The 24,293-nt window shown below is 69.4% G+C and carries 24 protein-coding genes; 11 read left to right on the top strand and 13 right to left on the bottom strand.

Translation table 11 applies throughout. The annotated features are described in order from the left end of the window. Positions 1-97 precede the first annotated feature (97 nt). The 3 genes from GXW78_RS06010 to acs all read left to right on the top strand — a co-directional run bounded on the left by GXW78_RS06010 (position 98) and on the right by acs (position 3,018). Complete coding sequence (locus GXW78_RS06010) at positions 98-628, top strand: GNAT family N-acetyltransferase (RefSeq protein ID WP_211866968.1); 531 nt, start codon at positions 98-100, stop codon at positions 626-628. Between the two features lie 31 nt (positions 629-659). Beyond that, positions 660-941: a cation:proton antiporter gene (locus GXW78_RS06005; RefSeq protein ID WP_211866966.1), complete on the top strand. Its 282-nt coding sequence runs from the start codon at positions 660-662 to the stop codon at positions 939-941. A 145-nt stretch (positions 942-1,086) separates the two neighbouring features. After that, positions 1,087-3,018, top strand: coding sequence for an acetate--CoA ligase (gene acs, locus GXW78_RS06000; RefSeq protein ID WP_211866964.1), 1,932 nt, complete (start codon positions 1,087-1,089; stop codon positions 3,016-3,018). Positions 3,019-3,281: 263 nt separating this feature from the next. On the opposite strand, the gene GXW78_RS05995 is transcribed toward acs, so the two are convergent. Then, entirely contained in the window at positions 3,282-4,781 is a 1,500-nt protein-coding gene (locus tag GXW78_RS05995; protein WP_211866962.1) for a flavin-containing monooxygenase, read from the bottom strand. Positions 4,782-4,892: 111 nt separating this feature from the next. On the opposite strand from GXW78_RS05995, the gene GXW78_RS05990 reads away from it, so the two are divergent. Next, the gene (locus tag GXW78_RS05990; RefSeq protein WP_211866960.1) at positions 4,893-6,086 is read left to right on the top strand and encodes an MFS transporter; all 1,194 of its coding nucleotides are present in this window, start codon (positions 4,893-4,895) and stop codon (positions 6,084-6,086) included. 442 nt (positions 6,087-6,528) lie between these two features. Here GXW78_RS05990 and GXW78_RS05985 read toward each other — a convergent pair whose 3' ends face one another. Genes GXW78_RS05985 through GXW78_RS05950 form a run of 8 tightly spaced genes read right to left on the bottom strand, consistent with a single transcriptional unit; the run spans position 6,529 to position 13,512 of the window. After that, a complete protein-coding gene (locus GXW78_RS05985; RefSeq protein ID WP_211866958.1) occupies positions 6,529-7,269 on the bottom strand; it encodes a GntR family transcriptional regulator in 741 nt (246 codons plus the stop codon). Positions 7,270-7,278: 9 nt separating this feature from the next. Continuing rightward, on the bottom strand, positions 7,279-8,202 hold the full coding sequence (locus GXW78_RS05980; protein WP_211866956.1) for a 2-hydroxyacid dehydrogenase: 924 nt from the start codon (positions 8,200-8,202) through the stop codon (positions 7,279-7,281). Next, a complete protein-coding gene (locus GXW78_RS05975; RefSeq protein WP_211866954.1) occupies positions 8,199-9,161 on the bottom strand; it encodes a Bug family tripartite tricarboxylate transporter substrate binding protein in 963 nt (320 codons plus the stop codon). The genes GXW78_RS05980 and GXW78_RS05975 overlap by 4 nt, the downstream gene beginning before the upstream one ends. Beyond that, positions 9,158-10,120, bottom strand: coding sequence for a tripartite tricarboxylate transporter substrate-binding protein (locus GXW78_RS05970; protein ID WP_211866951.1), 963 nt, complete (start codon positions 10,118-10,120; stop codon positions 9,158-9,160). The genes GXW78_RS05975 and GXW78_RS05970 overlap by 4 nt, the downstream gene beginning before the upstream one ends. Before the next feature lie 3 nt (positions 10,121-10,123). Beyond that, positions 10,124-11,092, bottom strand: coding sequence for a Bug family tripartite tricarboxylate transporter substrate binding protein (locus tag GXW78_RS05965; RefSeq protein ID WP_211866949.1), 969 nt, complete (start codon positions 11,090-11,092; stop codon positions 10,124-10,126). Between the two features lie 29 nt (positions 11,093-11,121). Then, positions 11,122-11,715 carry a carboxymuconolactone decarboxylase family protein gene (locus GXW78_RS05960; protein ID WP_211866948.1) on the bottom strand — a complete coding sequence of 198 codons (594 nt, stop codon included), beginning with the start codon at positions 11,713-11,715 and terminating at the stop codon, positions 11,122-11,124. A 1-nt stretch (position 11,716) separates the two neighbouring features. Beyond that, positions 11,717-12,901: a CaiB/BaiF CoA transferase family protein gene (locus GXW78_RS05955; RefSeq protein WP_211866946.1), complete on the bottom strand. Its 1,185-nt coding sequence runs from the start codon at positions 12,899-12,901 to the stop codon at positions 11,717-11,719. A gap of 2 nt (positions 12,902-12,903) precedes the next feature. Beyond that, a complete protein-coding gene (locus GXW78_RS05950; protein WP_211866944.1) occupies positions 12,904-13,512 on the bottom strand; it encodes a glutathione S-transferase family protein in 609 nt (202 codons plus the stop codon). A gap of 116 nt (positions 13,513-13,628) precedes the next feature. Between GXW78_RS05950 and GXW78_RS05945 the strand changes: the two genes are divergently transcribed. The 6 genes from GXW78_RS05945 to GXW78_RS05920 all read left to right on the top strand — a co-directional run bounded on the left by GXW78_RS05945 (position 13,629) and on the right by GXW78_RS05920 (position 20,561). Further along, positions 13,629-14,498, top strand: coding sequence for a fumarate hydratase (locus tag GXW78_RS05945; RefSeq protein ID WP_211866943.1), 870 nt, complete (start codon positions 13,629-13,631; stop codon positions 14,496-14,498). Continuing rightward, positions 14,495-15,139 (top strand): fumarate hydratase C-terminal domain-containing protein, encoded by a 645-nt coding sequence (locus GXW78_RS05940; protein WP_211866940.1) that lies wholly within the window; start codon positions 14,495-14,497, stop codon positions 15,137-15,139. Before GXW78_RS05945 ends, GXW78_RS05940 begins: the two co-directional genes overlap by 4 nt. Positions 15,140-15,200: 61 nt before the next feature. Continuing rightward, positions 15,201-16,142, top strand: coding sequence for a tripartite tricarboxylate transporter substrate binding protein (locus GXW78_RS05935; protein WP_211866938.1), 942 nt, complete (start codon positions 15,201-15,203; stop codon positions 16,140-16,142). A gap of 87 nt (positions 16,143-16,229) precedes the next feature. Beyond that, entirely contained in the window at positions 16,230-16,682 is a 453-nt protein-coding gene (gene hemJ, locus GXW78_RS05930; RefSeq protein WP_211866936.1) for a protoporphyrinogen oxidase HemJ, read from the top strand. Positions 16,683-17,024: 342 nt separating this feature from the next. After that, the gene (gene rho, locus GXW78_RS05925) at positions 17,025-18,299 is read left to right on the top strand and encodes a transcription termination factor Rho (protein WP_211866934.1); all 1,275 of its coding nucleotides are present in this window, start codon (positions 17,025-17,027) and stop codon (positions 18,297-18,299) included. Positions 18,300-18,674: 375 nt separating this feature from the next. Next, positions 18,675-20,561: an AsmA family protein gene (locus GXW78_RS05920; protein ID WP_211866932.1), complete on the top strand. Its 1,887-nt coding sequence runs from the start codon at positions 18,675-18,677 to the stop codon at positions 20,559-20,561. Positions 20,562-20,573: 12 nt separating this feature from the next. Here GXW78_RS05920 and GXW78_RS28215 read toward each other — a convergent pair whose 3' ends face one another. Beyond that, entirely contained in the window at positions 20,574-20,696 is a 123-nt protein-coding gene (locus GXW78_RS28215; protein WP_272876795.1) for a hypothetical protein, read from the bottom strand. 54 nt (positions 20,697-20,750) lie between these two features. On the opposite strand from GXW78_RS28215, the gene GXW78_RS05915 reads away from it, so the two are divergent. Beyond that, positions 20,751-21,308, top strand: a complete 558-nt coding sequence (locus GXW78_RS05915) for an HD domain-containing protein (protein ID WP_211866930.1) — start codon at positions 20,751-20,753, stop codon at positions 21,306-21,308. Between the two features lie 50 nt (positions 21,309-21,358). Here the strand turns inward: GXW78_RS05915 and GXW78_RS05910 are convergent, their stop codons facing one another. The 3 genes from GXW78_RS05910 to GXW78_RS05900 form a co-directional block, all read right to left on the bottom strand. After that, the gene (locus GXW78_RS05910) at positions 21,359-23,059 is read right to left on the bottom strand and encodes a stimulus-sensing domain-containing protein (RefSeq protein WP_408904167.1); all 1,701 of its coding nucleotides are present in this window, start codon (positions 23,057-23,059) and stop codon (positions 21,359-21,361) included. A 72-nt stretch (positions 23,060-23,131) separates the two neighbouring features. Then, positions 23,132-23,512: a hypothetical protein gene (locus GXW78_RS05905; protein WP_211866929.1), complete on the bottom strand. Its 381-nt coding sequence runs from the start codon at positions 23,510-23,512 to the stop codon at positions 23,132-23,134. 59 nt (positions 23,513-23,571) lie between these two features. After that, positions 23,572-24,273, bottom strand: coding sequence for a response regulator transcription factor (locus GXW78_RS05900; protein WP_211866928.1), 702 nt, complete (start codon positions 24,271-24,273; stop codon positions 23,572-23,574). Between the last annotated feature and the right edge of the window lie 20 nt (positions 24,274-24,293).

Below are 24,293 nucleotides of genomic sequence, written 5' to 3'. Positions count from 1 at the left end.
TGCCATAGCCCAGCCGCGGCCAGGAAGGAAGCCCCGCGGCACCACCGCCGCGGTCATCCGTCTTCCTCGGCTCTGCGCTCCGCGCCACGCTCCTGGCATGATCACACCTGGCATCCGTCACAGTCGCTCCGAAGACGTTCCGGCCATCGCTGCCATCTATGGGCACTGGGTTGCACACGGCCTGGCCAGCTTCGAGCTCGATCCGCCCGATGCGGCGGAGATCGCCCGCCGCCGCGACGCCATCCTCGCCGCCGGCTATCCCCATCTCGTGGCGGAGCGGGAAGGCCGGGTCATCGGTTACTCCTACGCTTCCACCTATCGCCCCCGCCCGGCCTACCGTTTTGCTGTCGAGAACTCGGTCTATGTGGCACCGAGCGAAGGCGGGGGAGGCGTCGGCCGCGCCCTGCTTGACGCGCTGATCGCCGGCTGCACGGAACGCGGCTTCCGTCTGATGGTCGCGGTGATCGGGGATGCCGCCAATGCGGCCTCGATCGGGCTGCATGCGGCGGCGGGCTTCGCCCATGCCGGCCACCTGCCCGCCGTGGGCTGGAAGCACGGCCGCTGGGTGGACAGCATCCTGATGACGCGCGCGCTCGGCCGCGGCGCGGACACCGCACCGGAAGGCTGACCTTTCCGTTCAACCGGCTATCGTACCGGCAATGGATCATGCCGAACCGTTGGTCGCGACGCTGGTTGTCGGGCTCGCCCTCGCCTGCACCCTGGGGTTCGCCGCGCGTCTGCTCCGGTTGACGCCGGTCATCGGCTACGTCGCCGCCGGCATCGCCGTCGGCCCGCACACCCCGGGCTTCGTGGCGGACCCCGGCGTGACCGCGGGACTGGCCGAGATCGCCCTCGGCATGGCGGACTTCGCGATGAAACGGCTCGGCGTGCCCGCGGCCGACGCGACGGTGACGATCGAGGAACTGCGGTCCCGGCAGTGAGGCCGCCCTGGAAGGGGCTCCGCCCCCGGCCCGCTGCCGTCCGCCCCATGCATGAGCCGGCACAACCGCCGTGAATGTTGACCTGAAGCAAATCGGGGCACCAAATCCGGGCGCAGAAATAACCCGAGGTCAGGGAGGCCAGCCCATGGCGGACGACATCATCGCAGTGAAGCCCGAAATCGCCGCGAAGGCGCGCGTCGACGCGGCGAAGCGGGACGCGATGGTCGCGGCCGAGGCGCGCGACGCCGATGCCTTCTGGCGGTCCGAAATGACCCGCATCGCCTGGATGAAGGAACCCACGAAGATCAAGGCGGTCGACTTCACGGGCGACGTTTCGATCAAGTGGTTCTGGGACGGCGAGCTGAACGCCTCGGTCTCCTGCCTCGACCGGCATCTCGCGACGCGCGGCGACCAGGTAGCGATCATCTGGGAAGGGGATGACCCGAACAGCGACAGCAAGGTGACCTATCGCGACCTGCACGCCCGCGTCTGCAAGCTGGCGAACGCCATGCGGAAGCTGGGCGTGAAGAAGGGCGACCGGGTCTGCATCTACCTGCCGATGATCGTCGAGGCCGCGGTCGCGATGCTCGCCTGCGCGCGGGTCGGCGCCATCCATTCCATCGTCTTCGGCGGCTTCTCGCCGGACAGCCTGGCCTCCCGCATCCAGGATTCGGCATGCTCGCTGCTGATCACCGCCGATGAAGGACGGCGCGGCGGGCGGAAGGTGCCGCTGAAGGCCAATGCGGATGAGGCGCTGCTGGCCTGCCCCTCCATCCGCCACGTCATCGTCGCGAAGAACACCGGCGGCACGGTCGCGATGAAGGACGGGCGCGATCATTGGTGGGAGGCGCTGACCGCCGGTGAGCCCGACACCTGCGAGCCCGAGCGGATGAATGCCGAGGACCCGCTGTTCATCCTCTACACCAGCGGTTCGACCGGCAAGCCGAAGGGCGTGCTGCACACGACCGGCGGCTACATGGTCTGGGCGGCCTTCACGCACGACAATGTCTTCGACTACCGCGACGGCGAGATCTACTGGTGCACGGCCGATGTCGGCTGGGTGACCGGGCACACCTACATCGTCTACGGCCCGCTCGCGAATGGCGCGACCACACTGATGTTCGAGGGCGTGCCCTCCTGGCCCGACAATGGCCGCTTCTGGCAGGTCTGCGCCAAGCACAAGGTCAACATCTTCTACACCGCGCCGACCGCGATCCGCGCCCTAATGCGCGACGGGGAAGCGCCGGTGAGAAAGCACGACCGGTCCTCCATCCGCATCCTCGGCAGCGTGGGCGAACCGATCAATCCGGAAGCCTGGCTCTGGTACTACCGCGTCGTCGGCGACGAACGCTGCCCGATCGTCGATACATGGTGGCAGACGGAGACGGGCGGCATCCTCATCTCGCCACTGCCCGGCGCCGTCGCGCAGAAGCCCGGTTCCGCGACGCTGCCGCTGCCCGGCGTGAAGCCCGCCATCGTGGACGGGGAGGGCAACATCCTTGATGGCGCGGCCGAGGGGAACCTCGTCATCCTCGATTCCTGGCCGGGCCAGATGCGCACGATCTACGGCGACCATCCCCGCTTCGCGCAGACCTACTTCTCGACCTTCCCCGGCAAATACTTCACCGGCGACGGCGCGCGGCGGGATGCGGATGGCTACTACTGGATCACCGGGCGCGTGGACGACGTCATCAACGTCGCCGGCCACCGCATGGGCACGGCAGAGGTCGAATCCGCCCTCGTCGCGCATCAATCCGTGGCGGAGGCTGCCGTCGTCGGCATGCCGCACGACATCAAGGGCCAGGGCATCTACGCCTATGTCACGCTGAAGGCGGGCGTCGAGCCGACCGAGGCGCTGCGCAAGGAACTCGTTGCCTGGGTGCGGAAGGAGATCGGGCCCATCGCGACGCCGGACGCGATCCAGTGGGCGCCGGGCCTGCCGAAGACACGCTCGGGCAAGATCATGCGCCGTATCCTGCGCAAGATCGCGGCGAACGAGACGGACGGGCTGGGCGACACCTCGACCCTGGCCGACCCGGGCGTGGTGCAGGAGCTGATCGAGAACAAGGTCGGCTGAGGTCCGCAGAGACGCCTGAGGTCAGGGAGGGGCTCTGCCCCTCCCCGAACCCCACCCCGGCAAAGGCCGAAAGGCCTTTGCAAACCTTCACTTGGCACCGTGCGGCGTGGTTTCTCTCCCCTGTCGCAGCCGGTCCTGCGCCCGAAACGCACCGTGACGATTCGGAAGGGCCTGCACGCTCGGCGCCAGGTTTCGGCGGTCCAGGCCATCCATGGCCTAGCGGGGAGAGGTGCGGAGAGGGGCGGCGCCCCTCTCCGTGTCCGTCACCGATACACGAACGCCTTGTCCGTCAGGTCGATCGCCGGAAGCGCGTCCTTCTCCGCCCAGTAATCATGCTCGTGCCGCCATTCCGGCTTGTCCCCGCTGCGTGGCAGCACGTGCTGCCCGCGCGCCACGTAGCCTGAGCTGAACTCCTCCGGATCCAGCCAGGGGCCGAGCTGCATCCCGGCATCCTCCGGCCGCAGCGCGACGTCCACGCGCCGCGCCTGGCGCTCCTCCATGTGGTTCAGCAGGCGGCAGACGAAATCGGCCACCATGTCGGCCCGCAGCGTCCAGGCGGCGCGGATGTAGCCAAACACCCAGGCCATGTTCGGCACGCCGGTGAACATCATGCCGCGATAGGTGACGGTCTCGTTGAACGCCAGCGTCTCGCCATCGATGGTGACATCGATGTCGCCCAGCGCGTTCAGGTGGAAGCCGGTGGCGGTGACGACGATGTCCGCGTCGAGCGCCGCCCCCGACTTCAGCAGGATGCCGGTCTCGGTGAAGGTCTCGATCTCGTCCGTCACGACCGAGGCATCCCCCGCCGCGATGGCACGGAACAGATCCGCATCCGGCACGAAGGCGAGCCGTTGCTGCCACGGCCGGTAACGGGGGTTGAAATGACGGTCGACGTCGTAGTCCGGCCCCAGCAGGGCGCGCACCTGGCCGAGCAGCTCGCCCTTCACCGTGTCCGGCTCGTTGTGCGTGCGGTCGATGAAGCGAGCCTGCTCGAACAGGATCTTGCGGCGGACGATCTCGTGGATCCATTCCTCGTTGATCTGGAGCTGGCGCAGCTCGTCGGCGATGTCGATGCCGTTGCGTCCGGTGCGGAAGTAGGTCGGCGACCGCTGGAGCATCGTGACATGCGCCGCATTTCCCGCCATGGCCGGCAGGATGGTCGCGGCGGTCGCGCCGGAGCCGATCACCACCACCCTCCTGCCGCTGTAGTCGAGGTCGTCCGGCCAGGTCTGCGGATGGACAATGGCGCCCCGGAACCGCGCCATGCCGGGCCATTCCGGCGTGTAGCCTTCCTCATGCCGGTAGTAGCCCTGGCACATCCACAGGAATCCCGTGGTGAAACGCGCGACGCTGCCGTCCTTGCGCTCTGCCTCGATGGTCCAGCGGCTCGTCCCCGAATCCCAACGCGCTGACCGGATGCGATGGCCGTAGCGGATGAAGCGGTCGAGGCCGTTCTCGACAATCACCTCGTCCATGTATTTCAGGATCTCGTCCGCGGTCGCGATGGGCGGGCCCACCCAGGGCTTGAAGCGATAGCCGAAGGTGTAAAGATCGCTGTCCGACCGGATGCCCGGATAGCGATGCGTCCGCCAGGTGCCGCCGAAGCCGTCCTGGGCCTCGAGCACCAGGAAGCTTCGGCCCGGGCACTGTTCCTGTAGATGATAGGCGCCGCCGATGCCGGAAATGCCGGCGCCGACGATCAGGACATCGACATGCTCCACCGGCGGCGCCTTCGGCGTCGCGACGGCCAGTGTTTCGGCCATTGGTTCCGTTCCCCGCTGCTTGCGGAAAGCCTACCGGGCTGCGTCCCGAGCGGCAAAGCATTGCAGGCGGGATGGGTTGTGATCGCCTTCGCTGCGGCGCAGCATGGCGGCATGACAGCCTCCAAGACGGACGAGGATGCGACCGCGGGGCGCCGCGGCATGAACCGCGTGCTGGCGATGTACGGCCCCGCGGTCTTCGCCGGCGCGCTCGCGACGCGGGCGACCGACCCGCTGGTGGTGGACATCGCGCACGACCTCGGCAGCACCGTGGCGCAGGTCGCGCTGCTCGGCACGGCTTACACACTGCCCTTCGCACTGGTGCAGCCCATCCTGGGACCGGTCGCGGATTCCGTCGGCAAGCGGCGCGTCGTGACGATCTGCATCTGCCTGCTGGTGCTGATGCTGCTGCTGTCGGCGGCTGCGCTCTCGCTCGGCTGGCTGATGGCCTTCCGCGCGCTGTCAGGCGCGGCGGCGGGCGGGATGATGCCCCTCACCCTCGCCATCATGGGCGACGCGGTGCCGCTGCGGGAACGACAGGTGGCACTGTCGCGCATGCTGATCTTCGGCATCTCCGGGCAGATCGCCGGCGGCGCGATCGCTGGGCCGATCGCCGCCTTTGCCGGATGGCGGGGCATGCTGGCGCTGTGTGCCATCGCGGCGGTGATCGGTGCCGTTACCCTGATCCTCGCATCGCGCAGCGCAGCGAAGGAACCGATCACCCGCTACGACCCCGTGGTCGCGGCACGACGATACCGAACGATCCTGGCCAATCCGCAGGCCATTCCGCTCTACGCCACGGTCGCGGCCGAGGGCGGGCTCGTCTTCGGGTCCTTCCCCTATATCGCAACGCTGCTGATCAACCGCGGCATCGGCGGCACGACGGAAGCGGGCCTAGCGATCGGCGCCTTCGGGCTGGGCGGGCTGGGGTATGCGGCGCTCGCCCACTGGCTGCTGCTGCGCTTCGGCCAGGCGGCGGTGGTCCGACTGGGCGGCTTCATCGGCCTTCTCGCCCTCGCCGGCATGGCCGTCGCACCGGCACTCTGGGTCGTCGTGCTCGCCGGCTTCCTGCTCGGCATGGCGTTCTACATGATCCACAACGCCATCCAGGTGCGGGCGACTGAGCTTTCGCAGCAGTTCCGCGGCAGCGCCGTGTCGCTGCACGCCTTCTCCTTCTTCACCGGGCAGTCGCTCGGCCCCATCGCCTTCGGGCTGGGCGCGACGACGATCGGGCTGGGGGCATCGCTCGGCATCGCCGCGGTGGCGCTGGGCGCGCTGTCCTGGTCACTCGCACGACGCCCGGCGTGACGTTCCGGAACAGAAGGTGATTCAGCACGCCGGAGTCGCACCCAGGCACCCATGCTGAATCAGTGACTTGGTCCGAGTCGCGCGAACGAATCGCTGACGGCGATGCGTCGAGTCGCGAATGCGCTGGGGATCAAGCGTTTGTGGGTGGCGAGCAGGAGGCGGCACAAGGGCGTTCGCGGTCCGTCCGCGCGGGGGCGCCCGAGTCGCGACAGGTGGATTGGAGAGGGGCTCTGCCCCTCTCCAATCCTCTCCCCGCCAAAGGCCGAAGGGCCTTTGGAAACCTCCACTTGGCGCCGGGCGTGCGGGGGGGTCATCTGCAGCGTGCCGTTCTGACCGCAGCGAGCGATGGCGTCGGTCCGTTCCGACTAAACTGCACCGACAACGCAACCTGTTGGCTTGCAAAGGGAATTCGGGCATTGCTCGCGTGGGCACGCGCCCGCTTTCACCGCAGCTTGATATCGATCCGCACCACGTCGCCGCGATAGATCCCGTCCGCCACCAGCAGCAGCACGCCCCGCGCATCCACCGCCGCGCGACGCACGAAGGCGACAGGCGCATTCAGCGGAAGATGGAGCGCCGCCGCCGTTTCCACATCGGCCGTGCCGATCGTCAGCGTTTGCCGCGCATCCGCGATGCGCACGCCGGGAATGCCGGCCACGAGCTTCAGCGCCGTCCGGCTGCGCAGGGCTTCCGCCGTCACCTTCTGGGACAGGCGGTCGTTCAGATACACATCCGCCAGCAGGAAGGGCTGCCCGTCACGCCAATGGCGGCGCCGGATATGGCGATATTGCGGTGCCGGGCGGCCGATCTCGACAGGCGGCAGCGCGGTGGACGACAGGGCAGGCGTGTCGTCAAGGATCTCGATCTCTGCCCCGTCGCGCGATCGCAGCAGGCCGGACCAGTCGGTTTCCACATCGCACCACAGGCGGCTGTCCGTGGGCGCGCTGCGGACGAAGGTGCCCTTGGCGCGGAAGCGTTCGATCAGCCCGTCCTGCTCCAGCAGGTCGAGCGCCTGGCGGATCGTGGCGCGCGCCACACCGCATTCCGCCGCCAGGTCGTCGACCGTCGGAATGCGATGGTCGATCCGCCACGCGCCTTGCTCGATCCTGCGTCTGAACAGCGTCGCGAGCTGGATGTAGCGCGCGACCGCGCTGCGGTTCAGGTCGATGGCGGGGGCCGGCATGCGCGCTCGCTACACGGCGCCCGCGGCTGCGTCCAGGAACGGGCGGCCGGTGCGGAAGGCGTCGATGTCCGACAGGATGCGCGCGATCAGCGCCTGCCGCGTCTCGATGGTCAGCGAGGCCGAATGCGGCGCCAGCACGACGTTGTCGAGGGCAAGGAAGCGCGGATCGAGGCCCGGCTCCTTCGCGAAGACGTCCAGCCCCGCCGCGGCGATGGCGCGGCGTTCCAACGCGTCCAGCAGCGCCGCTTCATCCACCACCGACCCGCGTGCGATGTTCACCAGCACACCGTTCGGTCCGAGTGCGGCGAGCACCGCCGCATCGACGATGCGGTCGGTATCGCCGCCGCCCGGCGTGGCGAGGATCAGCACGTCCGACCGCCCGGCCAGCGCGCGGATGTCCGGCACGAAGGGATAGGGCTGGTCCGGCTTCGCGCGCGGCCCCGTCCAGGCGACCTCCATGCCAAGCCCGGCACAGCGCCGCGCGATGGCCTGGCCGATCTTGCCGAGGCCGACGATGCCCGCGGCCTTGCGATGCAGGCTGAGGCCGAGACCCATGCGTTCCTTGGCCCAGCGGCCCGAGCGCACGAAGCGGTCGGCCTCCGCGACGCGCCGCGCCGCGGCGTACATCAGCCCGATCGCGGCATCCGCCACATCCTCGGTCATCACGTCCGGCGTGTAGGCCACCGAGATGCCGCGCCTTGCTGCGGCGGGCAGGTCCACACGCTCAAGGCCGGCGCCCTGGCTGACGAGGAGGCGCAGCTCGGGTAGCCGCGCGAAGTGTTCCTCCCGCGCGCCGGCCAGCGCCATCGTCACGGCGATGCGGATGCCGTTCGGCGCCGCATCCGGTTTGTCCTCGACCAGGGTGAAGCGTTCCGCGAGCGCCGCGCGCAGATCGGCCGGGATGGCGGAGAGCAGCAGGATCGATTCGGTCATTCCATGCGGATCCCGGCGGCCTTGATGACCTGCTCCCAGCGCGCGGATTCGGCGGCGATGGTCGCGGCGAGTTCCTCGGGCGTCGACGGCGTCGCCTCCTCGCCCAGCGCCTCCATCCGCGCGCGATAGGCCTGGTCGTTCAGGATGGTGACGATCACGCCGTTCAGCCGCGCGATGATCGGCGCCGGCGTGCCGGCCGGCGCGCTGATGTAGTTGAACGGCGCCGCGTCGAAGCCCGGCAGCGTTTCCGCCAGCGCCGGCAGATCCGGCGCGAGCGGCGACCGCCGCGGCGTCGTCACCGCCAAGGCGCGCAGCGACCCGGCGCGGGCCGGCGGGAGCAGGATGGACAGCGTGTCGAGCGCCATGCTGACCGTGCCCGCGATCAGATCCGTGGTTGCCGGCCCGGTGCCGCGGTACGGCACATGGGTGATGTCGATCTGCGCCATGAACTTCAGCATCTCGCCAGCGAGATGCGAGGAGGAACCGATGCCCGAGGAGGCGAAGGTGAGCTGCCCCGGCCGTGCCTTCGCCAGCGCGATCAGCCCCGCGACATCCTGCGCGGGCAAGGCCGCATTCACCGCGAACAGGTTCGGGGCGCGCTTGTAGCCCGATACCGGCGCGAAGTCGCGCACGGGGTCATAGGGCAGGGACGGCATCAGATGCGGGTTGATAATCTGCGGCCCCGGCGTGCCGTAGAGCAGCGTCAGCCCATCCGGCGCCGCCCGCGCCACCACCTGCGCACCGACCGTCGCGCCACCGCCCGGGCGGTTGTCCACGACCACCGGCTGACCGAGCGCGGTGCCCATCGGGTCCGCCAGCATGCGGGCCGAGGCGTCGGCCGACCCGCCGGCGGCGAAGGGCACGATCAGGCGGATCGGTCGCGACGGATAGCTCTGCGCCAGCGCCGGCGCGGCGAGAACGACAGGGGAAGCCAGCAGGGCGCGACGCGACACTCTCATTCGATGGTGATCCTCTGGGCAGTGATGACGGCACGCCAGCGGTCGATCTCCGACTGCACCGCGGCGGCGAGTTGCTCGGGCGTGCCGCCGACGGGTTCCGCGCCGAGCGCCTCGAAACGCTCGCGCGTGGCGGGCTGGGCGAGCACCTCGTTGATCGCGGCGTTGATGGCGGCGATCGCCTCCGGCGGCGTACGCGTGGGGGCGATCAAATAATTGAAGGAAGCATCGTCGAAGCCTGGCAGCGTGCGCGCGATCGGCGGCAACTCAGGCGCGGCGCGCGCGGGCTCGGCCGTGCTGACGGCAAGCGCGCGCAGCCGCCCCTCCCGCACCAGCGGCAGCAGCGCGGCGGCGGTGTCGAGGATCATGTCCACGCGCCCACCCATCAGGTCCTGCACGCCCGGCGCGGTCCCGCGATACGGGATGTGCAGCAGCTCGATCCCCGCAAGCTGCGCGAACAGCGCGCCGGCGAGATGCGCCGAGGAGCCGATGCCGGCACTGGCATAGGAGAGGCCGCCGGGACGGGACTTTGCCAGCGCGATGATGTCCTCGACGCTCCGCGCCGGGAAGTCCGGCCGCACCACGAGGATCTTCGGCGCCCGCATCAGCGCGATGACGGGCGTGAAATCCGCCATCGCGTCATAGGGGATGTTGCGCATCATCAGCGGGTTGAGGATCTGGATCGACGGGGAGCAGTAGAGCAGCGTCAGCCCATCCGCCGGCCCGCGCGCAACGGCGATGGCGGCGACGGCCCCGCTGCCGCCCGGCCGGTTCTCGACTAGCACAGGCTGGCCGAGGATCGCCGCCGTCGGGTCGGCGATGATGCGTGCGATGGTGTCCGCAGTGCCACCGGGCGCGAGCGGCACCATGATCTTCATCGGCCGCGGCGGTCGCCAGGCCTGCGCCGAAGCCGGCCCCGCCGCGAGAACCCCCGCGGCGGCGAGAAGTGTACGCCTGTCCATCGCCTACTCCAGTCGCATGCCGGTGGCGCGAACGACCTCGCCCCACTGGTCGTAGGCGGCACGGATGAAGGTCGCGAACTCGTCCGGGTTGCTGGCAACGATGCGGCCGCCCTGCTCGGAGAGCACGCGGCGCGTCTCCGGATCGTCCAGCGCCGCCTTCGTCGCCGCCGAGAGGATCGCTAGGCGATCCGCCGGGATGCCCGCGGGTCCCAGTACACCGTACCAGGTCTCGCTGATCAGGCCGGGCACGCCGGCTTCCTCGGCAGTCGGCACGTCGGGCATGATGGACAGGCGCTGCGGGGAGGTGATCGCCAGCGCCGGCACCGCGCCGCCCCGCACATGGGAAATCAGCGCCGGCACGTCCGCGAGCAGGATCTGGATGCGGCCAGCGAGAAGTTCCGTCACCGCCGGCGCCGCGCCGCGGAACGGCACATGGACGATGTCGATGCCGGCGCGCAGCTTGAGCAACTCGCCCGCCAGATGCAGCGAGGAGCCGATGCCGGCGGAGCCATAGGTGAGCTGGCCGGGCCGCGCCTTCGCCATCGCCACCAGTTCCGCGAGCGACTTCGGCCCGAGGTTCGGCGCGCTGGAGACGATCTGAGGCACCGCCAGCACCTGGGTGATCGGCGAGAGATCGGTGCGCGGGTCGAAGGGCATGTTCGGCTGCAGATGCGGCAGCACCGCCATGGCGCCGCTGCTGGCGAGCACCAGCGTGTGCCCATCCGGCCGCGCCTTCGCGACATAGTCCACGCCGATCAGTCCGCCGGCGCCGGCGCGTGCTTCGACCACCACGGGCTTGCCGAGCTTCTCGCCCATCGACCGCCCGACGGTGCGAGCTATGAGGTCCGCCGGCCCGCCCGGCGCGAAGGGAACGATCAGCCGGATCGGCTGGTCGGGGAAGGCCTGCGCCTGCGCGCGGCCGATCAGCGCGGGCAGTGCCAGCGCGGATACTGCGAGTCTTCTGGTGATCATTCGTTGTTTCCTCCCGTTTGTTTGGTTCGCTAGTCGGGCGGCGGCTGGGCGAACAGGCCCTCCGCCGGCGCCGTCAGCGGCGGCGCCGTGTCGCCCGGCAGCGGTATCTCGTGCGCATTGAGTGTCATCGCCACCATGGAATAGTAGCCGACGAGGGCGGTGAGCTCGACGACGCCCTTAACGCCGAAGCGCTTTGTCACCTGCGCGTGCAGCGCTTCCGGCACGGTGCCGTCGCGCAGCAGCAGGCGGGCGTAGTCGTAGATCATCGCGTCATCCGCATCATCGAAATGCGGTGCGCGGCCGTCGCGGATGGCCTCGATGATCGCGGGTTCGAGCCCCGCAGCGGCGGCGGCCTGGGCGTGGACGAACCATTCGACCTGCGCCGACCAGCGCCGCCCCGTGACGATGATGGCGAGTTCCGCCCGTCGCTTGCCGAGGCTGGTGCCGAAGCGGAGCGATTCACCCAGCGCGGACCAGGCGCGGGCGAGGTCCGGCGCATGGATCGCCGCGCGCAGCGGGCCGATGACCTGGCCGCGCGGACCGGAGACGACGCTGTCCCACACCGCGCGCTGGGCGTCGTCGGTCAGGTCGTCGCGCGTCGCGGGAAGGGGGATGCGCGGCATGTCAGATGATTCCCTCGGCAGCGAGCGCCGCCTGTTCGGTGGCGCCGATGCCGATCGCGTTCAGCACTGCGGCCGTATCGGCACCGAGCAGCGGCGGCACCCCGTCTTCCCGCATCCCGTCCATGCGGATGGGCGAGCGGACCATCGGTACCTCGCCCGCCGGATGCGGCAGGTGCCGCAGCAGGCCGCGATGCAGCACCTGCGGATCGGCGAAGACGTCGGGCACGGTGTTGATCGGGCCGCAGGGCACGCCGGCGGCGTCAAGCCGCGCGGTCAGCTCGGCGCGGGTGAAGTCGCTGAAGCGTTCGGCGAGCAACGGCGTCAACTCGCCATTGTGCCGCACGCGGTCGGCGTTGCGGATGAAGCGCGGGTCGGCTGCCAGTTCCGGGAGGTCGATGGCCTCGCACAGCTTGGCGAACTGGCCGTCATTGCCGACAGCGAGGACGATCTCGCCATCGCTCGCCGGGAACACGTCCTGCGGCTGGATGTTCGGATGGCGGTTGCCGGCGCGGTGCGGCACGCGGCCGCCGACCAGGTGGTTCATCGCCTGGTTCGACAAGACGGCCGTGCCGACATCGAGCATGGCGAGGTCGATCGTCTCGCCCTCGCCCGTCTCTGCGCGCCGTGCGACGGCAGCGAGGATCGCGGTCGCGGCATACATGCCCGTCATCAGGTCGATGATCGGCACGCCGACCTTCTGCGGTGCGCCATCGGCCTCACCGGTGATGCTCATCAGCCCGCACATCGCCTGGATCATGAAGTCGTAGGCGGCCTGTTCGGCGCGGGGCCCGTCCTGCCCGAAGCCGGTGACGGAGCAGTAGATCAGCGACGGCTTCAGCGCCCGCAGCGACGCCGCACCCAGACCGTAGCGCTTCAGGGCGCCGACCTTGAAGTTCTCGATGACGATGTCGCAATCCTGCGCCAGGCGCTTCGCGATGGCTTGTCCGGCAGGCTTCGTGATGTCGAGCGTGATGGACCGCTTGCCGCGGTTCACCGCGAGGAAATAGCCCGCATCCTTCGTGCCATTGAGGAAGGGCGGCCCCCAGCCACGCGTATCGTCGCCGGCGCCGGGGCGTTCCACCTTGATCACCTCGGCGCCGAGATCGGCCAGGATCTGCGTCGCCCACGGCGCCGCCATGATGCGGCCGAGATCAAGCACGCGCAGATGCGACAGCGGTCCGGCCATGGTCAGCCGTCGACCACCGGGGTCGCGACCATCGACGGACGCTGGCGAAACCGTTCCTGCCACGCGCTGTAGCGCGGCGCGCGTTCCCGCCAGCCAAGATCGGCGAAGCGGAAATCCAGGTAGTCGCCGGCGATCGCCAGCGAGATCTGCGCGATGCCGGGCGGGTCCGCGTTGATCGCCTCGATCTCCTGGTCGATCGCGGTCAGCGTGCTGTCGAACTTCTTCGCGAAGGCATCCATCATCGGTTGCGACGGCGGCGTGCGTTCGCGCTCCATGCGGTACTGGATCAGCATGTCTAGGAAGCCGTTGCCGAGCGCGTGGCGGCGCAGTTCGGTGAAGCGCGCCGGGCCTTCGCGCGGGATCAGCCTGCCGCCGGCCAGGCTGTCGAGATACTCGATGATGACGTAGCTGTCGTAGAGAACCGTCCCGTCTTCCAGCACCAGGGTCGGGATCTTGTTCAGCGGATTGTCCGGCAGGAGCTGCGGCGCGACGATCGCTGCGCCCACCAGGGTGCGCGTGGTCTGGATCCGGTCGGCGAGGCCGAGTTCATGCGCCGCGACCATGACCTTCCGCACGAAGGGGGAACGTGGCGACCAATGCAGCTTCATCATGGACGTTGCGGCGCGAGCGCGCCCTCCCTCTTGTGTCGTTAGGTCAGTTATATGACTTTAAGGGCGCGCGCGGCGGCGGCAAGACCCTGCGCGCAGGGACGAGGAACCACCAGGGCATGCCCATCACCTATGACGCGGTGAAGGCGCTATCCGCAGATCTGTACGATTGGTCGCTGCGCGCGGTGCCGGCCGATACGAAGGACGGGCTGCGCCACGCGATCGGCACGGAAAGCCAGGACGGTGCGCGCAAGGTGCTGCGCATGATGCTGACCAGCGCGCAGAAGGCAGAGGATGAGGACCGCTTCGTCTGCTCCGATGCCGGTGTGCCGGTCTATCACGTCACCATCGGCACCGCGGCGCGGCTGGATGGCGACATCAAGGCCGCGATCTCGGACGGCTTCGATGAGCTGGTCGGGCGCATCAGCCCGCCGCTGCTGAAGCATGTGACGAACCCGCTGACGAATGAGCGCGGCTACAAGGGCAAGGACATGCCCCTGGTGACGTGGGACGTCGCGGGCGGCGCAGATTGGGTCGAGATCCTGTGCCAACCAAAGGCGCTGGGATCGGGCCGCTGGGCGGCGCTCGAAACCTTTTCCTTCCCCAGCCTCGCCGAGATCGAGGCCTATGTGATGAAGGTGGTGATGCAGGCGGGATCGCAGCATTGCCCGCCGGTCATCATCGGTGTCGGTATCGGCGGGTCCTTCGACGTGGCGGCGCGCATCGCCAGCAAGGCGACGATGCGGCGCGTCGGCAGCGTGAATCCCGAACCGACGCTGGCCGCGATGGAGGAACGCCTGCTTCGTGCGGTGAACGCCACGGGCTTCGGTCCCATGGGCACGGGTGGCGACACCACGGCGCTGGCGGTGCATGTCGATTACGCCTCGGGCCACGGCTACACGCCCGTCGCGGTCTGTTTCAATTGCTGGATCAATCGCCGCACGCGCGCGCGGCTGCACAATGACGGCACGGTGGAGCGGTTCGAATGAGCGCGTCCGATCACGCCGGGTTCCGCACCCTCCGCATGCCGCTGTCCCGCGAGGACGCCCGCTCCCTCCGCGCCGGCGACATGATCTTGGTGGATGGGGAGATCGTCATCACCGCCGGCCTTCCCACCGTTCAGCGCCTGGTCGCCTGCGCGGAGGATGGTCACGCACCGCCTTTCCCGCTTGATGGCGGGTCGCTGCTGCATCTCGGTTCCTACTCGCAGGACACCACTGATGGCGGGCTCGAGATCCTCTACATGAACCCCACCACCAGCACGCGCTTCAACCGGCTGATGCCAACGCTGATCCGGCATTTCGGGCTGACGGCGGTCGGCGGGAAGGGCGGGCTCGATGCCGGCTGCGTCGAGGCTATGCGGGAGGTCGGCTGCGTCTATCTCTCCTTCCTCGGCGGCGGCGCGCCGCTGCATTCCGCGGCGATCGAGGCGGTGCGAGAGGTCGCCTATCCCGACCTCGTCGCGCATTACCGCCTGGTGCGGCTCGCTGTGCGCGGCCTTGGCCCGCTGACCGTCGGCATCGACGCGCACGGCAACAGCCTGTTCGACACGCTGCAGCACCAGGCGCAGGACCGCATGCCGGCCATTCTCGCGCAGCTCGCGAAGGATCGCGCGGCCGCTGGGAACTGACCGGTTCCCCCGCGCCGCGATCCCGGCCACTCTGTGCGCATCAACCGGGAGGAAATCGCACATGAAGCGCCTGCTCGCCCTGCTGCTTGCCGCCGTCGCGCCTTGCGCCGCGACGGCGCAGGAAGCGTTCCCGTCGCGCCCGATCACGCTGATCGCGGCGTACCCGCCCGGCGGCAACACCGACCTCATGGCGCGCGCCATCCAGCCCGAGCTAGCACGGGCCCTGGGCCAGACGGTCGTCGTGGTGAACCGCGGCGGCGCGGCCGGGACGATCGGCTCGGCCGAACTCGCCCGCGCGCGGCCCGATGGCTACACCATCGCCATTTCACCGAACAACCCGATCACCGCGCAGCCGCACGCCATCCCGCTGACCTATTCGCTGGAGAGCTTCCGCTTCCTCTGCCTCGTCTATGACAACCCCCAGGTCGTGATTCTCGGCCGCAACGCGCCGTTCCAGGATTTTCGTGGGTTGATCGCCCATGGGCGGTCGGGGAAGGAGGCGTTGGTCTATGGCGCACCCGGCTCGGCCAGCACGCAGCACATCCTGATGGCCGCGGTGCTGCGGCAGGCGGGGATCGAGGCCCTGATGGTCTCCTTCACCGGCGCCGGGCCGATGAGCCAAGCCGCGCTTGGCGGACAGATCCACGCTTTCGTCGAGGCGTCGTCCATCGTGGCTTCCACCGGCCTCCCGGCGATCGCCGTGGTCGGTGCGCAACGCCTGCCGCATTTGCCGGAGGTACCGACGACAACCGAGCTCGGCTTCCCCGTGCAGGGCACGTCCCATGGCGGGCTGATCGCGCCGGCCGACATCCCGGAGGCGGCGGCGCAGGCGATCGAGCGCGCCTGCCAGACGGCCGTGAACAGCGAGGGCTTCCGCACCACGGCGCAGCGTCTGGCCTCGGTGCCGAGCTTCCTGCCGGGCGCGCAGTTCCGCGAGCGCTTCGCGGCGGAGAGCGAAGCCAACCGGACGCTGCTGCGCGAGCTGGGACTGGGGCGGCAGTAGCCGCTCCTTCCGGCGCGCCGGCCGGTATGGCATGGGCGGGCGCTTGGCCGGCGCTCCGTACCACGCCGGCCGCCGGGAGTTCCGCTCATGACCATCGACGCCCTCGCGCCCTGGTATCTCTGGATCAAGTCGGCGCATCTGATCGGCGCCTTTGCCTGGATGGCGGGTCTGTTCTATCTGCCGAGGCTGTTCGTCTATCACTGCCAGGTGCCGGTCGGCTCGCCGCAATCCGAGCTGTTCAAGGTGATGGAACGCCGCCTGCTGCGCGCCATCATGAACCCGGCGATGATCTGGACCTGGACCTTCGGCGTGCTGCTGGTGCTGACCCCGGGCGTGGTCGACTGGAAGGCCGGGTGGTGGCACGGCAAGATGCTCGGGCTGATCACCATGACGGCGTTTCACCATGTCCTTTCGGCTGGCCGGAAGCGCTTCGATCGCGACGAGAACACGCGCAGCGAGCGGAGCTGGCGCCTGCTGAACGAGGTGCCGACCGTGACCCTGGTCCTCATCGTCGTGATGGTGATTGCGAAGCCCTTTTAGGCTGCGTCGGGCCGCTGCTTCCGGCGCCCCCTGGGGGAACGCGGGGGGCGGAATGGGCGGTGCCGGGTCGGCACGGCCTTGAAATCGCATCGGCCCGCAGCACATCCCCGTTGACGGGCGGCCCCGACCTTCATAGGGTTCGCCCGCTTCCCGCCAGCGGTGCGGGGCGCTCCGCGCCAGGCGCCGCCAACTTCCTTCCTTTTTCCGGGACTTCGCCCGTCGCGCCATCCACGGCGCGGTTGCGGGCGGGCAGGCCGCATACGGCGCGGGTCCTCCGCGCCCGTGCTGCCCTCCTCTGGGAACGTCCCGGCCAATCCCCTGCACGGACAGCGTCCAGCACCCATGCATCTTTCCGAACTCAAGGCCAAAAGCCCCGCCGACCTTCTCGCCTTCGCCGAGGAGGTGGGCGTCGAGAATGCCTCCTCCCTGCGCAAGCAGGACATGATGTTCGGCATCCTCAAGACGCTCGCCGAGAACGAGCAGGCGATCTACGGGGAAGGCACGCTCGAGATCCTGCCGGACGGCTTCGGCTATCTCCGTTCGCCCCAGGCGAACTTCCTGCCGGGGCCGGACGACATCTACATCTCCCCCGCCCAGGTGCGCCGCTTCGGGCTGCGCACCGGCGACACGGTGGAGGGGCAGATCCGCGCGCCCAAGGATGGCGAGCGCTACTTCGCGATGCTGAAGGTCAACAGCATCAACTTCGAGCCGCCCGAGGCGCTGAAGCACCGCATCAACTTCGACAACCTGACGCCGCTGTATCCGCAGCGCCGCCTGAAGATGGAAAATGCGGAGGTCGAGAGCGTCGGGAAGGGCCCGACCAAGGACAACACGCATCGCGTCATCGACCTGATCGCGCCGATCGGCATGGGTCAGCGCGCGCTGATCGTCGCTCCGCCGCGCACCGGCAAGACGGTGATGCTGCAGAACATCGCCAAGTCGATCTCGGCCAACAATCCCGAAGTCTTCCTGATGGTGCTGCTGATCGACGAGCGGCCCGAGGAAGTGACGGACATGGCCCGCACGGTGAAGGGGGAGGTCGTCGCCTCCACCTTCGACGAGCCGGCGACGCGCCACGTCCAGGTGACGGAGATGGTGCTGGAGAAGGCCAAGCGCCTCGTCGAGCACAAGCGGGATGTCGTCATCCTGCTCGACTCGATCACCCGCCTTGGCCGCGCCTACAACTCCGTCGTGCCCTCGTCCGGCAAGGTGCTGACGGGCGGCGTGGACGCCAACGCCCTGCAGCGCCCGAAGCGCTTCTTCGGCGCGGCACGCAACATCGAGGAAGGCGGCTCGCTGACCATCATCGCGACCGCGCTGATCGACACCGGCAGCCGCATGGACGAAGTCATCTTCGAAGAGTTCAAGGGCACCGGTAACTCGGAAATCGTCCTCGACCGCAAGCTGTCCGACAAGCGCACCTTCCCGGCCATCGACATCACCAAGTCGGGCACCCGCAAGGAGGAGCTGCTGGTCGACCGCGCGACGCTGTCGAAGATGTGGGTGCTGCGCCGCATCCTGAACCCGATGGGCACGCAGGACGCGATGGAGTTCCTGACCGACAAGCTGAAGTACAGCAAGACGAACCAGGACTTCTTCGACGCGATGAACACCTGATCCGGGTCGGCCGCGCCAACGCGGCCGACGTCGGAGATCGGAGGGGCTCTGCCCCTCCGAACCACCCCGCCAGGTGCTTGGAGCACCTGGACCGCAATCCGTCGGTGCCAGGCGCGACAGGCGGGCAGCAGAACGGCGCACGCCACGTGCGCAGGAGCCAGCGTCGGCACCAGGCCTGGCCGTGGCGTGGCAACGCTTCTGCAACGCCGGCCGAGGAACTATCGGGATAGTCAGGCGTGTCTTGCACGGGCAGGCGCAACCGCGGATCCAACCCGCGGCCGCACGCTGCGTTCAGGTCGGCAGGGATCTCGGTCGTAGCCTTTCCCGGCGTGGCCGCCCGCCCTTATGTTGGCCGGAATCCGGGAGACGCCCGACATGACCCGCCGCAGCAAGCGCATCCTGGGTGCGGTGCTGGCCCTGCCGCTGATCGCCGTGCTTGCCGTGGCGGCGCTGTTCGTCGCGTTGCCGCGCCTTGAACTCGCCCCCTACGCCGCCGCGCGCCTCACGGCCCAACTCGGTCGCGCGGTCACCATCGAAGGCCTGACGATCTCCCCGGGCCTCGCCACCACCGTCACTCTGCGCGGCCTCGCCGTCGCCAATATCGAGGGCGGCTCGGCGCCACAGATGGCCCGCCTCGACTCAGCGACCGCCGTGCTCGACCTGCTGCCGCTGTTGCGTCGCCAGGTGGTGTTGCGCCAGGTACGCGCCGAGGGGTTCGACCTCCTCCTGGAACGCGATGCGCGGAAGCGGCGCAATTGGCGTTTTCATGGCGATGCCGCCGGTCCTTCGACGCCCTTCTCACCGGAGCCCCCCGACCGCAGCGGCCTGCCGGTGATCCTCGACGTTGGTCTCAGCCGGGCCAATATCGTCTTTCGCACCAGCAGCGGAACGCCGCTGCGCACCGAGCTTACCGCCGTCACCCTCGTTGCCCCGGCGCGCGACCAGCCGCTGACACTACGTGCCCAGGGCGCCTATCAGTCGATTCCCGTCAGCATAGCCGGCACGCTCGGCACGCCGGACCAACTCCGAGATGGGACCGCGCCCTTCCCCTATCCGCTGCGCGCCACCGCGCCGGAGACGGTGCTCGCCTTCGACGGCACCTCGCGCGACCCGCTGAACTTCGATCGGCTGGAGGGGCGGCTGTCGCTGCAGGCCGGATCGCTCGGCGCCATCCTGACCATGGCGGGCGCCGGCCCTGGTCCTGCGTTCCTGGTCGGCCTGGCCGGCGCCTTCCGGCGCGAGGGCGACCGCTGGCGCCTGACCGCGGCACGGGGCGAGATCGACAACGACGCCTTCACCGCCCCGCGGCTGGAACTGGTCGAAGGCCCGGCGGGCGAGCCGGACGCGGTGGCGGCCGAGATCGACTTCACCCGGCTCGACCTCAACGCCCTGTTCGGCGCGCCGCCGGCGCAGCCCGGCGACGGGCGTGGCCAGGCCGACATCCCGCTGACCTTCGCAGCGGCACCCGACCCGCGGCTGAACATCCGGGCGACGGCGCGCGAATTCGCCTACGCCGATCTCGCTGCCACCGAGGTACGGCTCGTCGCAACTGCCGCGCCCGGCCGCATCGCGGCCGAAACCCTCACCATGCGCGCCTATGGCGCACGGCTCGAAGCCACCGGCGCGCTGGAACCGTCACCGCGCGGCGGCAAGGTGACGGCGAACGTCGCCCTGCGGGAGGGCAATCTCGACACGTTGCGCCAGGCCTTCGGCATCCGTTCCCTGCCGGCGCAGGGCCCGATGGAAGCGCGCGTCGCCGTCGCCGCCGAGGGCGCCACCATGAATGCGGCGACCCGGCAGGCCCACATCTCCGCCGTGGTGTCGATGCGCAGCGGCTCGATCGCGCGGGAAGTGATCGAGATGGCATCGACCGACCTGCGCGCGCTGTTCCGCACCGCCCGTGGCCAGACGCCGCTCACCTGCCTGCTCGCCGTCGTCGACATCCGCGATGGGCGGGGGGAGGCAGCGCCGCTGCGCATCCGCGCCGGCACCGGCACCATCAGCGGCCTTGCGACCTTCGACCTGAACCGCCGGGTTCTTGACCTGGTGATCGGCAGCCAGAGCGAGACGACGGATTTCTTCGCGCTCGATATCCCCGTCCGGGTCAGCGGGTCCTTCGCCGACCCGAACATCGCGCCGGCGAGCTGGTCGGGCGAAGGGCGTGCGCGGCTGGCCGCCGGGGACCGGATTGCCCCGCTTCCCCCGGCGCTGCGCGACTTCGCCCGGCAGAATCCATGCTTCCGGGCGGGCGCGGGGCGCTGACCGAGGCGCGGCTCAGCCGTCACCGCACGCCGCGACCGCCCTGATCGCCGCGGCCTCGTCGAGCAAGTAGAGATCCTTCAGCGACGGCATGGCCAACACCGCGCGCCCGCGGAACCGGCGAGGCTCGTCCACCATGGCTATTCCCTTCACCCTTGCGCGAACGGCCATCGCGGTTCCATTGGAGCAGCCATGAAACCCAGTACCGACCCCGGTGCCGAGATCCTTCGCGCCACGTTGTTCGCCGCCCGCGCCCATGCCGGCCAGGTGCGCAAGGGCTCGGCCGCCGAACCCTACGTCAACCACGTCATCGAGGTGGCATCGATCCTCGCGGAGCATGGTGCGCCGCTGCCGGTGATCCTGGCGGCGCTACTGCACGACACGGTGGAGGACACCGACGTCACCCATGCCGATCTTGTCGCCGCCTTCGGGGTGGAGGTCGCCGATCTTGTCGCCGAGGCCACAGACGACACGATGCTGCCCAAGGAGACGCGCAAGGCCTTGCAGGTCAGCCAGGCGGCGAAGAAGTCGGACGGGGCAAAGCAGCTCAAACTGGCCGACAAGATCTCGAACCTGCTCGCCATCGCGGACAGCCCGCCGGCGAACTGGATCCATGCGCGGCGCCTGGAATATGTCGGCTGGGCCGGCCGTGTCGCGGCAGGGCTGAAGGGCGTGAACCCGGCGCTGGACGCGCTGTTCGACGCAACCTACCGCAGCGCGGTCGCGAAGCTGTCGGCGGAGGAGGGGTAGCCCGCCACAGCCACGGTGACCCGGCACCGGGCTGCGGCGCCTGCCCGCCTTTAAGCCGCCGGTAGCCGTACGACGAAGCGCGCACCGAGCACCTTCCCCGCCGCGTCCCGCCGGTTCTCGGCCGAGATCCGGCCGCGCAGCCCCTCGATGATCTGTTTGCTGATCGACAGGCCGAGGCCGGAATGCTGGCCGAAGCGCTCGCCGCTGGGCCGTTCGGAATAGAAGCGCTCGAAGATGCTCTCGAGCTTCTGCTCGGGGATGCCGGGGCCCTGGTCCTCGATCGCGACCTCTACCACCGCGCCTGTCGGCCGTGCCTTCACCGTCACCTTGCCGCCGCGTGGGCTGAAGGACAGCGCATTGCCGAGCAGGTTGCGGAAGACCTGCACGATGCGGCCCTCGACCCCGCGCACCACGAGCGCGCCGGGTTCCGTCTCCAGCGAGACGGACGGCGCGTCGTCCTCCGCCCGCGTCGCCTCATGCAGTTCGGCCAGTGCGGACAGGATCGGCGCGATGTCCACGGGGGCGGATATGGTGCGCGACAGCTCGGCATCCACGCGCGAGGAATCGGAGATGTCGGCGATCAGCCGGTCCATCCGCACCGCATCCTCGGCGATGATCGCGAGCAGGCGGTTGCGGCTGTCCGGATTCTCGACACGGCGCAGCGTCTCCAGCGCGCTGCGCACGGAGGTCAGGGGGTTGCGGAGCTCATGCGCCACGTCGGCGGCGAAGCGTTCGTTGGCGTCGATGCGCGCCCACAGGGCGCGGGCGGAATTCTGGAGGTCGCGCGCCAGGGTGCCGATCTCGTCGTTGCGCGCGAGCAGGGGTTCGGGAACGGATTCCTCGCGTCCTTCGCCTTCGCGGATGCGCTGGGTGGAACGCGCCAGGTCCAGCATCGGCGTCGCGATGGTACGCGCCAGATAGAAGGACAGCATCACCGTCAGCACCAGCGCCGTGCCGAACAGCAGCAGCACGGAGGCACGGATCTCGAACAGCCGCTGGTCCACCTCGCGCGCCTCGCGCGTCAGCAGCACGATGCCGACGCTCTGCCCCCCGCGCCGGGCAGGCTCGGCGACCGAGACGAGCAGGCGGCCGTCGCCGGTGCGGCGGATATAGGGGCGCACGCCGCCTTCGAGGGCGAGGCGCAGTTCTTCCCGCCGGTCGGGGCCGAGATCGGGCTGCCAGTCGAAATCCGGCGCCTCCGGCCCGACCGTGACCGCGACGCCATCGCCGCCCGCACCGCCACGCAGCGGCGCGGGCAGCACCGAGACCAGCCGGTCATAGACATTGGCGACGGTCGAAGTCAGCGGTCCCCGCGGTTCGGGCGGCGGCAGCGGTTCGCTGGTCACCGCGCCGCCGGGTCCCTCGCGTACCCGGCTGTCGGCGACCATCACGCCGCTGCTGTCGAACAGCCGCGCCTGGGTATTGGGGGAGGGTTCGACGAGGCGGCGAAGCAGCGGGCGCGCCTGGTCAGGCACAAGGATGGCGCGGTCGCCCTCGATGCGCACGGCGGCTTCGGCGATGGCGCCGGCATAGATGCGCGCCTGGGTGCGGAGCGCCTCGACCTCCGCGGCCAGCAGGCCGTTCTGGTACTGGTCGAGGTAAAGCAGCGAGGCTGCGAGGAGCGCCGGCGGCACGGCGTTGACCAGCAGGATGCGGCGCAGGAGCGGGGAGAAGCGGCGCGTGCGGCGTCGTTCGACCTTGCTTGAGGTCGGCGGGGCGGGGCGGGGCAGGCTGGCGCTGTCGTCAGGCACGGGGAGAACCTAGCTCGATTGGGCGCCCGGCGCTCGTCAGGAACGCCGCATCGAAGGCCTGGGGCAGAACGCTCAATGACGCGGTGGCGGCATACATGCAGGAATAGCGCCTGAAGGCTCCCGCGGCTTCCATCGCCGGACCAGGAAAAGCAATGGCCATGCGGCACTGGCAAACGCGATCAGGTGCCAGTTCACGGCAATGGACCAGCCACCCTCGCGAAGCACGGCCCGCCCGATCTCCGGGGAGTGGAAGTCCTGCAACAGGCCGAAGCCAATGCACCAGACGCTGAGCGGCCACGTCACCAGCAAGGTCCAGCGGCTGGCATAGGCGAGAAGCGTGCCGATGAGCATCGCCATGCCCGTGGCCAGCCAAAGCTCGGGTAACGACGGGAACTTGTCGAGCACCTCACTGCTTGCCGCCGTCGGTACCAGGAGGCCGAGGATGAGCAGCATGGTCGATGCCGCATTCCGGCTGCTATGCCCTGCCATCACCGAATGCCCCGGCCAGGGTTTCAGGCCTCCTTGTAGCGATACCCGATGCCGTACAGCGTCTCGATCTGGTCGAACTCCGTATCCGTCTGCCGGAACTTCTTGCGAATGCGCTTCACGTGGCTGTCGATGGTGCGGTCATCGACATAAATGTTCTCCCCATAGGCGGCATCGATAAGCTGGTCGCGGTTCTTCACCATGCCGGGACGCACGGCGAGCGCCTTCACCAGCAGGAATTCCGTGACCGTCAGCTGCACCTGCTTCCCGCGCCAGACGCAGGTGTGCTTCGTCTCATCCAGCACCAGGTCGCCGCGGGCGATGACGCCGCCCGGCGGGGCGCCGGAGCCCTCGGCGCGCGATGCTTCGTTGCGGCGCAGCAGGGCGCGGATGCGCTCCAGCAGCAGGCGCTGGCTGAACGGCTTGGTGATGTAGTCGTCGGCACCGAGCCGCAGGCCCATCAGCTCATCCACTTCCTCATCCTTCGAGGTGAGGAAGACCACCGGCATGTTGGAGCGCTGGCGCAGGCGCTGGAGCAGTTCCATGCCGTCCATCCGCGGCATCTTGATGTCGAGCACGGCAAGGTCGGCTGGCTTCGACATCAGGCCCTGCAGCGCGCTCTCGCCATCGGTGAAGGTGCGGACGGAATAGCCCTCCGCCTCCAGCGTCATCTGCACGCTGGTCAGGATGTTGCGGTCGTCATCCACGAGGGCGATGGTCTGGGCCATGTGTCTTTCCGGTACTCGAG

It is taken from the genome of Neoroseomonas terrae (assembly GCF_018129025.1).
Lineage (GTDB): Bacteria > Pseudomonadota > Alphaproteobacteria > Acetobacterales > Acetobacteraceae > Neoroseomonas > Neoroseomonas terrae.
Note: the sequence above shows the minus strand (reverse complement) of the source record. Positions and strands in the feature narration are given on the sequence as shown.